9 protein-coding genes are annotated in these 10,282 nt (G+C 63.1%); all 9 read right to left on the bottom strand.

What is annotated here, in order from left to right; genetic code table 11:
• On the bottom strand, positions 1 to 521 hold a 521-nt coding region (locus ACRCSW_RS12690), incomplete at its 3' end, for a type VI secretion system-associated FHA domain protein (RefSeq protein ID WP_438705581.1).
• The gene (gene tssG, locus ACRCSW_RS12685; RefSeq protein ID WP_438705579.1) at positions 518 to 1,564 is read right to left on the bottom strand and encodes a type VI secretion system baseplate subunit TssG; all 1,047 of its coding nucleotides are present in this window, start codon (positions 1,562 to 1,564) and stop codon (positions 518 to 520) included. The genes tssG and ACRCSW_RS12690, both read right to left, overlap by 4 nt.
• On the bottom strand, positions 1,528 to 3,399 hold the full coding sequence (tssF, locus tag ACRCSW_RS12680; RefSeq protein WP_438705577.1) for a type VI secretion system baseplate subunit TssF: 1,872 nt from the start codon (positions 3,397 to 3,399) through the stop codon (positions 1,528 to 1,530). The genes tssG and tssF overlap by 37 nt, the downstream gene beginning before the upstream one ends.
• Complete coding sequence (tssE, locus tag ACRCSW_RS12675; protein ID WP_438705575.1) at positions 3,399 to 4,109, bottom strand: type VI secretion system baseplate subunit TssE; 711 nt, start codon at positions 4,107 to 4,109, stop codon at positions 3,399 to 3,401. Before tssE ends, tssF begins: the two co-directional genes overlap by 1 nt.
• Positions 4,110 to 4,147: 38 nt before the next feature.
• On the bottom strand, positions 4,148 to 4,630 hold the full coding sequence (locus tag ACRCSW_RS12670; RefSeq protein WP_438705574.1) for an Hcp family type VI secretion system effector: 483 nt from the start codon (positions 4,628 to 4,630) through the stop codon (positions 4,148 to 4,150).
• Between the two features lie 44 nt (positions 4,631 to 4,674).
• On the bottom strand, positions 4,675 to 6,186 hold the full coding sequence (gene tssC / locus ACRCSW_RS12665; protein WP_438705573.1) for a type VI secretion system contractile sheath large subunit: 1,512 nt from the start codon (positions 6,184 to 6,186) through the stop codon (positions 4,675 to 4,677).
• Positions 6,187 to 6,189: 3 nt separating this feature from the next.
• Positions 6,190 to 6,711, bottom strand: a complete 522-nt coding sequence (tssB, locus tag ACRCSW_RS12660; RefSeq protein WP_438705571.1) for a type VI secretion system contractile sheath small subunit — start codon at positions 6,709 to 6,711, stop codon at positions 6,190 to 6,192.
• Positions 6,712 to 6,741: 30 nt separating this feature from the next.
• On the bottom strand, positions 6,742 to 7,893 hold the full coding sequence (locus tag ACRCSW_RS12655) for an ImpA family type VI secretion system protein (protein ID WP_438705569.1): 1,152 nt from the start codon (positions 7,891 to 7,893) through the stop codon (positions 6,742 to 6,744).
• Between the two features lie 76 nt (positions 7,894 to 7,969).
• Entirely contained in the window at positions 7,970 to 10,084 is a 2,115-nt protein-coding gene (locus ACRCSW_RS12650) for a serine/threonine-protein kinase (protein ID WP_438705568.1), read from the bottom strand.
• Between the last annotated feature and the right edge of the window lie 198 nt (positions 10,085 to 10,282).

Below are 10,282 nucleotides of genomic sequence, written 5' to 3'. Positions count from 1 at the left end.
GGATCGTCGAACAGCGGCGGCGGCGGGGGTCGGCCTGGGGTCTGGTCGTGGCGGCGGGCGTCGGTGGCGCCCGTCTCGAAGGGTTGCGGCAGACCGTCGGGGCGACGGACGGGCGGGGGCGGCGTGATCGGCTGAGAGAAGAAATCGTCGTGGTTCAGCTGCCGTTGTGCTTTGGCCTGCGTAACAGGGATGGGCGCGGGTGCGGGCTGCTCGATCTCGACCCGGATCACGTTGTCGCCAAGACGCAGCCGCATTCCGGGCTCTAGCCGGGCCGAGTTTCCCGGACCAAGCGGCTGGTCCTTGCCATCGATGAAAAGGCCACCACGGCTGGCATCGGTGACGATGAACTGTCCCGCCTCACCGGTGATGACGCAGTGCTTGCGCGAGACATACATGTCGGGGTCGTTCAGCTGCCAGCTGCATTCGGCGCCCCGGCCGATCGAGAACTCGCCCCCTGGATGCAGCATCTCGTGCCGATCCTGCGGGTGGGGGCTGTGCTCGATGATCAGCCGAAGGGTCATGCGGCCTCCTCGACGCGGGCGACGCGGTAAAGCCGCAGGTCGTCGGCATCGGCGGTGCGCTTTGGCGAAAGCCAGGTGGTGCGGCCAAGCTGGCAACGGCCAAGCTGCGGCTCGGGGATTTCGTCCTTGGCAAGCACGAGGCGAAGGTTGAATTCCATCTCGCGGCCCATGGCATGGCGGATCGCGTGGCGAAGGCGGGCGGTCAGCGCGGGGTCGGTCAGAAATTCGACGAACCGGGGCAAGTCAAGCGGACCGGCACGAAGTTCAACCAGGGTCTGGCGCTGGAAGCTGCGCGCACCGATTACGGTCGAGCTGCCAAGTCGGGCATGCGCCCCGCCAAGGCTGGATTGAAGGCGGTCCGGTATCCGGGTCCAGGATCCCACAAACTCGACGAGGGTGATCGGGGCTTGCAGCACGTCGCGCAGATACTGCGTCAGACGTTCGACGCTATAGACCTGGCGGCCAAGCGAGGTGGCATGACGCATCTTCAGCCGGGTCTGGGTGTCGACGCCGCTACGCGGCTTTGCTCCCGGCAGTCCCACACCGGCGAGCGCCTCTACCAAGGCCTGAACGCGCCCTCCGGCCCCGTGTTCGATCTGCACTTCCGGGCGCGCATCGGCCCAGGCCCGCCAGTAAAGCGCGATCAGCCGATGCTGCAGAAGGTTGCAGAAATCAAGGAAGGTGGTGTCCGAGGCCGCATCACTGCCCGCCGAGACAAACCAGCGATCGGACATCCGACCCATGATCCATCGGGTGATGTGCAGCGGCATGGCACCCTCGGGCCCGAGAAGGCCCAGAACCTCGACATCCACTTTCGGCGGTGTCGTGTCAGTGCCCGGCACAAATCCCGCAACGTCGCGTGTGCCGAACGACAGACGCGCCCGTTGGCCCAGCCGCGCAGGCTCACGCCCCGGCCCCCCGGACCGGCCGAAGCGCAGCTGGTCATGCTCAAGCCGCCGCAGAAGCTCGAAGAACCCCATGCTTTCGGGCGCTGCCAGATCGCCTGTCAGATCAGGGCGCGGTTGCCCGGGGACATCGGCCATGACACGTCCTCCTGTCTTTGCATGAGATGGGTCTTCGTGCGCACGAAAGAGTTGATCGCGGCATGGCGAGCGAAAAGCTGGTTCAAAAGCGCCGAGAGGAGGAGCGCCGAGCCCCCGGCGAGGGTGGTTTCGTCCACGTCGAGGGTGATCTCGATGCCGTGGCCAAAGCACATCGGCCCGGGAATCCCCAGGCGTTCCACCACCTGGCGTGACCGGACCCGGGTGATCGAGCGCGCGTGCCGGGCAACCGCCGGATCGCCGCGACCGGCATAGAGGTCAAGCATTGCGCGAAGGGGTTCGGCCTCGAGCCCCGGTTCGGCCAGCGAAAGGTAGTTGAGCGAAAGCTGCGAGATAAGCCGCCAGGCAAGGTCATCAAGCTGGCTTTCCCCACCCGAGACGATGTTTGGCAGCGCCGAGGCCACCGAACTGCGGGGCCTGCGGAATGGCGAAAGGAGTTCGACACGCCCCACCGGATCGCCCGTTTCAAGCGAGAGCTTCGGGTTGTCGTCGAGGATCGGCAGGTCGCGGTTCGTGCAAAGCGCGCGGATGTCCAACCGTCGCACGGCTTTGGTCACCGTGACGTCAGCCGGGCGTGCAATCGAAAGAAAGAGATCGTCCCCGGCATAGCTTGTGCGGGTCTGGCCACGGCGGATTTCGTCTTCGCCCGGACGGCGTGTGCGGCGTTCCGCGGTGTAAACAAGACCCGAGCCCCGATGTCGCCCGACCGAATAAAGCGGTTCGACCACCGCATCCGCGCCGTCGCTGTCGGCATCTTCCACGCGTGTCAGGCGGTAAATCTCGAAGTCACGGGGCCGGGTCCGGTCGGCGTGCACGACATGGGCCGCAGAGCGACCGTCGATTTCGATGACGTTGCATTCCTTTTCAAAGAGATTGACCAGCGGTGTCACGAACAGCCGAAAATCCTTGGCAGCGATGTCGGCGATCTCGGGGCGCGCGTTGGCGAGGTAGATCACCACTTCGCAGGTGCCCTTGGTGCAGGTGCGAAGGGTAGCGTTCAGCCCGTCAAGCCTGAGGTAGTGGAACCGGTCCGGCATCAGGAAGTATTCCCGCATCAGGCGATAGCCTTCAAACGCGGGGCGCACCCGGGGCAAGAGGCCCTCACGATCCGTGACGCCGACAAGTCCTGGACCTGCAAGGGGTCGGGCAAGTCCGCCGGTGCTGGAGGCACGTGCGACGGCACCCAGGCTGTTGCCGAAGATCGCATCGAAGATCGCGCCGCCCCGGCTGCCGCCGACGAACCAGAGATCCAGACGGTCAAGGCTGAGTTCCGCAAGCGAGCCGGGCCCGACGCGTGAGACAGTAAAGCGGATGCCGGCCTCGGCGTCGGGCCGGTCAAGGCCGGCTGCGTTCAGTGCGCCCCTGTCCTGCAGGTACTCGACCCGATCGAGCGCTATTGGCCAAAGTGCTAGATCCTGGGCGGAGGTGTAGGTCGCGCGGGTCGAAATGCCTTCGCGATAGGCGGCCACAAACCGGGTGCCGCGCTGAACGACGTGGCCGTCGAGCATGGTCTGAACCTGTGGACCGGGATGCAGAACGGCCATCGTCATCGCGGGGGCGGGGCCGACGATGTCGGGGTAAAGCTCGTCCAGCAGATTGCGCACATAGCGGCTGCTTTCGGCGTCAACCTTCAGCCTTGTGCGGGCGGCGAGATAAGCAACGCCTTCCAGAAGCCGTTCTACGTAAGGATCCGGGCAGGGAACCGAGTCGAGCGAGAGGTTGCGCGCGACAGTCGGGTGCAAGGCGGAAAACTCGGTCGCAAGCTCGCGGATGTGCGCCAGCTCCTCTTCGTAATATGCCAGGAAGTTGCGGTCCATCACGCGTCCTCGACCGCGGTAGTGGCGCGGCCGTTGTCGAGGTCGATCATCGTTGACAAGCGCAGGCGTTCGGGCACCGGCGACAGCATCAGCATCGCGTCGACCTGGATCAGCATGCCGGTCCGGTCGCCGTGCGAGACTTTGACCCGGATCGTGTCGCGCTTCAGCCGCGGCTCGAAGACCGCGATCACATCGCGCAGCTCTTTGCCAAGCGCTGCAAGGTCGAAATCCGAGATCGAGCGGCCGGAGAACGAGGGCACGCCGTAATTGATAACTGAACGGCGTACATGCGGAAACGCCGAGATCATCTCTTGCGGCGTTTCAAAGGTCTTCTGTTCCAGGTCAGTCAACTGCAGCCCCGACTCGAAGCGTTCGACGTTGAAAAGGGCCTCGATGTCGCGGCGGACGGCCTCGCGCAGGACCGAAGCGTTTACGACGATACCCCGTTCCTCCAGAAAGGCGCGGCGGGCCATCTGGGTCAGGAAAAGGTGCAGATCACGCCGGGTCTCTTCGTCGAGTTCGGGGTCGGCCTCGATGCTGCGGGGCCCGCCTGCAAGGATGGCGTCGACTTTCGCCGCGCCGATCCGGGACGCAAGGTCAGCTCGCTGGCGGTCGGTTTCAGTGACGATTCCGGGCAAGTCGTCGACGAGGCGGTCCCATAGGCTGGGTTGGACCGCCTCGGTCCGTGATTGGAGGATCGGATCAGCCACCAGCGGTGCCCTTTCCTGATCGCCGGAGCAACCTGATGTCAGGCCCCGGCGACGAGATCATATTCGAGTTCATGTTCGCCGCCAGCCGAGTGATCGCTGGCCTGCTCGATGTAGAGAACCTTGAGCTTGTTGAACACGATCGAGATGCTTTCCATCGGCGGGGTCTCGACTTCGCTGGCCCCGGAGAAGTTATAGCTTTCGATCATGCAGTCGCTGAGGGTGATAGTAAGATAGTCGAGGTGTGTCTCTCCCGAGTCCTTGCGGAGGGTGATGACAATTTCTGGTAGCGCCGTCGCCAGAAGCACGGCCTGAGCAAGATAGGGCGACGACTTGTCGTAGAACTTCGAAACGGTGATCGAGGTAACGTTTGCCATGCCGGTGCTGCGCCCAACGCCCGGCGTGTTGACCATCGGACGGGAGGCACCCCAGTTCACCGCAGCAATTGAAATTTCTCCTTCGTGGTCCTTGCGGCCGCTTTCACCTGGGATTTCTTCGATCTTCATGTAGCCGGAAACTGCCATTTCTTTACCCTTTCATCTGCGAAATTGTGGGAACGCCAAAGTCATCATTTGCTCTTCACGGAAGGTAATTCGGATACCAGCCGAAGGCTCGCGTTGATCCCTTCCAGCTGGTAGTGCGGGCGCAAATAGAACCGCGCGTTGTAGTAGCCGGGGCGCCCTTCGACAGAGTCGACTTGCACCTCGGCCTTGGCCAAAGGCCGCTTGGCCTTTGCCTTGTCATCCGCCATGGCCGTGTTGGACAGGACATAACGGTTGATCCATTCGGACAGCCAGATTTGCATGTCGGCGCGTTCCTTGAACGTGCCGACCTTGTCGCGCGCCATCGCCTTGAGATAATGCGCGAACCGGCTGACCGGGAAGAGATAGGGCAGGTTGGCTGACAGCCGCTCGTTCGCCTGTGCGTCCGGATCGACCAGACGACCGGCCCGCGCTTCGTCGTCCTGCAGGCTGTGCGCGCCGATGAACGCCGCGATGTCGGTGTTCTTGCGGTGCAGGATCGGCATGAAGCCGAGCTTGGCCAGTTCCGCCTCGCGACGGTCGTCGATGGCGATTTCGGTCGGGCATTTCATCGCGATCGAGCCGTCGTCGGTCGGGAAGCTGTGGACCGGAAGATTGATCACCGATCCGCCGGATTCCACACCGCGGATCTGGCTGCCCCAGCCATAAAGCTTGTGGCTGCGGTTGATGTTCACGCCCATGGCGAAGGCCGCGTTCATCCAGACATAGTGATCGTGCTTGCCGTCAAGCTCCTCTTCAAAGGCGAAACCCTTGACCGGGATCGTCGCAGCGCCGTAGGGCAGGCGCGCCAGCACCCGCGGCATCGTCAGGCCGATATAGCGGGCGTCTTCGGATTCGCGCAGCGACTGCCAGCTGGCATAGTCTGGGGACGACACGATCTGCTGCAGGTCCTGCGGGTTGGGCAGTTCCTGCCAGCTTTGCATCCGGAAAAGCTGCGGCGCGGCCGCGGCGATGAAGGGCGCATGGGCCGAGGCGCAGATCCCCGACATGTTGCGCAAGAGGCCCACGTCACGGGGATGGTGGCTGAACTCGTAGGCGCCGATGATCGCGCCAAAGGGTTCGCCGCCGAACATCGAGTACTCATCCGTATAGAGCCGCTTGAACATGGGAGACTGGTCCCACATCTGGCCCTCGAAATCCTCAAGCTGGTCGGCAAGCTGATCTTTGGTGATGTTTATCACTCGGATCTTCAGCTTCTGGTCGGTTTCAGTGTTGTTCACCAGGTAGTGCAGGCCCCGCCAGGTTCCCTCGATCTCGCGCACTTCCTTGCAGTGCATGATCTCGTTCATCTGGGTGGTCAGAAGGCTGTCGATCCCCGCGATCAGGTTCTTGATCGACTTGACCGCATTGCCGGAAATGGTGGCCGTGCCCGACCGTTCGGTCGCGGCCAGTGCCAGGTTCTGGACCAGCGTGCGCAGCTTCTGGCTTTCGTCTTCCTTGACGCGGAAGTCCTTCTCGAGAAGATCGCTGAATTCACCCAGATCAATCGCCTGGGCTTCGGCGGCTGCAGCGGTGGCTTGTTTTTCCTGTTCGGCCATGGCTCAGCCCTCCTTCTTGATGGCTTCGTCCGCGACCTGCATCAACAGCGGTTCGTTCTGTAGAAGCTGGGCGATGCGTTTCTCGGCGTTGACCTTGCCGTCCATATAGCCAAGCAATTCTTCAAGCTGACGACGCATTTTTAACAGCTCGGCAAGTGCGGGGACCTGCTCGGCCACTTTGTCCGGGGTGAAGTCGGACATGCTCTTGAAGGACAGATCGACAAACATCTCTTCGTCAGTCGCGCCATCCTTGCCCGGTAGACGATTGGGAACGCGGGCCTTCACCCTGGGGGCCAGCGCTTCCATGAACTTCCCGAACCGACCGGCGTCCACATCTACGAACGATCGTTCGTTTACGGGCTTCATCGCCTCTTTCGTTTCCGATTTCCCGGCAAGATCCGCCATCACGCCCATGACGAAAGGCAATTCGATCGTGGTCGGGCTGCCGTAATGTTCGACGTCATAAGCGATCTGAACCCGCGGTGCGCGGTTCCGTTCGATCACTTTCGCCTTGCTCTCACTCATCTGAAGGGCCTCTCCCTCGTTATTGCCGGCTCACTGGGCGGCTGATTTCGATTTGTCGTCCACTCCGGCGACGTTCTTGAATTCCTTCATCCCGCTGGGCGCGATCTCTTCCATGAGCTGCATGAAGTTCATTGGTACCATTTTTCGCATGCGGCGCGCGAGATGCGGGATCGGGCTGCTGGGTTCGGTGCGCTCGTAGAAGTCTATGATCATATCGAGGCAGCGTTCGACGTCCCGGCGCGAATTGACCGAACCGGGGATGCCGCCAGTGGGGGACAGAGCAACGTGTGCGGCGCCGTTCGTCGCTGGCGCAAAAGCAGAGGGTTCAGCCATGGCAGTCTGCTCCGTTTCCGGGTTGCCTGGGGTTGCATTGGACTGGGCCGCCTTCAAAGGAGCAACGACGCGTGTCAGGACCTTGTCCAGGTCCTTGAATTTGACGCCGACGCCGTTCTCGCCAACCCGTGCGGTCAAGGCGTCTTGCAGCCCGGAAAGGGCCCCCCTGGCCGCTTCGATCGACCGGATAAGGTCGGCAAGCTCTTCCGGACGCTCGATGGCAGCGGCCCGGCAGGCGGCGGTCACGCGAGCTGCCCTTGCATCGTGCTTGGCCAGCAGTTCGGCCATCTCCTTGTCGCCAAGGCCGTCCGGCAGTTCCATTTGAGCGGCGTTGCGGCTAAGCCCGCCTGCAGAGAGATCGCCGCCAGTGATCGGCCCGATGCCGCGCTGAGTGAAGATCACATTGAACTCAAGGTCGCAGAGAAGACCGTTGTCGTTGTTCTCCAGCTGGTAAAGCGCGTTGACCCGCCGGGTCGCGGCTTCCCGCGGCGAGGGGCTGTCGCGCAAGACCGGATGCACGGTGTCCCAATACTGGGTTATGGTGCCGGTCAGAAGGCCGAGGCCCCTTTCCAGGCCCGGGAAACCTTCGGCATTCGCCAGCGCCCGGACCACGATGACCAGAAGCCGGACATCGCGGCCCGTCCGGGCCAGGTCTGCCGCCTGCGAGACGATGTCGCCCCAGTCGATGCTGACGGCACCGGTGCCTCCCGATCTGACGCTTTCAAGCCGGAACGTCCGAGCGGCAGGCTCCATCAGCCGCTCGATTGCGTGAAAACGCACGTCGTTTCTGAGTTCCAGTCCGGAGGAATTGCTTTCGCCCACCGGAACCAGGAACGGTTCAAGCTCCATCTGAGTCCGAGGCCCTCTCCAAAAAAGCAAGCTAAACGAAATTTATGCCGCAAGTCTTGCACCTCGCGCCCCAAAGTCAAGGTCTTGCATCGATGACCCGTGTTGCGACTGATACAATGTTGCCGGGATCTTCGCGGACGATCTCCTCCAGGGCCTCGGCGAATGACGCGATGGATTCGTCCTTCGGCCGTCGGATGCCGAAGAGTGAAGTCTTCGACAGGACTGCGATCACCTCGGACTTGCCAAAGTTTTTGTCGTCGACAACGGTGCCAAAAAGCGCCTTCCTGGCCTGCACATCGGCCGCCGTGTGCAGAACGCGGATGCGCCGCTGGCCGTTGTCGATGATGCCAATGTCCTGGATGTCATGGTCCGACTGCTGGATGTTCGGCAGAAGATTGAAGACCGAGCCGCCGTTGTCGACCACGACGACCCAGAGCGACAGGCCGGTGAGGTCGGCGGGCACCAGAACTTCGACGATCGGGTTTTCGCCGACATGGTATATGCCGGAGAGGTTGACCTGGCCTGTCGCACCATCCCCCAGCCAGATCGACAGCGGCTCGGACGGAACCGGTGGCAGCACACGTTGCACGGCGCAGAGTTGGGCGTTGAGGATCGTTGCATCGACCCGGACCGTGCGATCCCCGACGGTGTCTTCCAGCGCCTTCTGCAAGGTGTCACGGGTCTCTGTCGTTTCCAGGGCCCCGGTGATCCTGACAGTGTCGCCCAAAGCATAGCTGTCATCCGGCCCCTTGTCCGGGTTCAGCCGACCGCAGAGCGCGAAGGGGGCGAGAATGTCCTGCACCGCCTTTACCGTCAGCACGCGGGGGCCTACCGCTATGTCGACCGATGGCGTCAAGCCCGAGGACGCCGACCAGTCGGCGATAGCCTTGCGCCGGTCGTCGGCCTGGGTCCGGTTGTCGGCGAGGCCGGTGATCGCAACCGTGTTGTCGGTCACCGAAAGCGACCACTCGGCAAGGCCCGTCACGGCAGCCAGTGCGCCGAGGATGTTGCCGACCCAGCGGTCATCCGGCACGCCAAGGGCCAATGGCAGCGCGTCCTCTGCCGGAGTGGTCCCGGTTGCCGCGGCGAAAGCCTGCCGCAGCCGGATTGCTGCCTCGGCATCGGGCGCGTTGCCGGAAAGGGCCGTCCCCTGCGGGCCAAGGCTTGCGGTCAGCCGATAGGGGGCCGCGACCGGAAGCCCCGGTTCGGTGACCGAGTCGAACAGGCCCGCCGTCCACGCCCCGACCCCGCCCAGCCCCAGAAGCAGGGCGAAGAGCAACGCGAAGGTGCCCCCCCTGCCTTTGCCCTTTGCAGGGGTCGTCGCGGGCTGCGGGGCCTGCCGTTTGCCGCGTGCCGAAACAGGCTGCAGCGCCTGGTCCAGCCGGGCCACGACCGCTTCGGCGCTGGTCGGTCGGTCGGCAAGCGCGGGGGCTGCAAGCCAGTCGACCAACCCTTTCAGTGGTTCCGGAACCCCCTCGGTATCAAGCTTCGACTGCTTGCGGCGGATGATCTCACCCGGGGTCGAGCCGCTGAACGGGACTTGCCCCCGATAGGCCGCCAGAAGCGTGGCACCCAGGGCGTACAGGTCCGAACGCTTCTCGGCGCGACCCTCAAGCTGTTCGGGGGCTGCGTATTCGTACTTTCCGGCGAATTCGTTGCCAACCACTGTCCGCGCCCCGGCAGAGGTATCCTTGGCGATGCCGAAGTCGATGATCACCGCCCTTTCGGGCGCGCTGTCGCGCAGCACGATATTGTCGGGTGACAGGTCGCGGTGGACGATCCCCCGGGCGTGGGCGGCGACCAGCCCCTCGGCCACGCGATGGGCGATGATCATCAGCTCCCGCGGGTCCATCCGGCGGCGCATCATCACTTCGCTCATCGATGGCCCGTCAATGAAATCCATCACGAGGAAGACATGGCCCTGATCGGTGCGCGAGCATTCGGTGTAGCGCACGACAGCGTCGTTCAGGACGTCGCGCATCTGCTCTTCGCGCTTCATCAGCTCGATGTAGTCGTCGTTGCCCGAGAACTGCGAGTTCAGTGCCTTGATCGCCACGATCCGGCCGGAAATCTGGTTGCGGGCACGATAGACCTCGCCCGTGCCGCCGCGGCCCAGGACACCTTCGATCTCGTAGGTGTGGTTCAGCACCTGTCCCTGACGGAAGATGTCTCCCGGCAAACGATCGATCATGCTCTCACTCCGCTAAGGACCAGCATCTGGTTTTCGGCAGCTGAACCACTACCAAAACATTCGCCTTGATCAGAATTCCAAGTTAGATTGCCCTTGCGGAACGAGCCTGCGTCTTTCCGTTCTGATGAGCAAGCATATTCAAAACCGGTAAAGGGCAAGGATTATGGCCCCTCGTGGCAGTACCGAGACGATCAAGCG

Origin of the sequence: Tabrizicola sp., from assembly GCF_051645465.1 — a bacterium.
Lineage (GTDB): Bacteria > Pseudomonadota > Alphaproteobacteria > Rhodobacterales > Rhodobacteraceae > Tabrizicola.
Note: the sequence above shows the minus strand (reverse complement) of the source record. Positions and strands in the feature narration are given on the sequence as shown.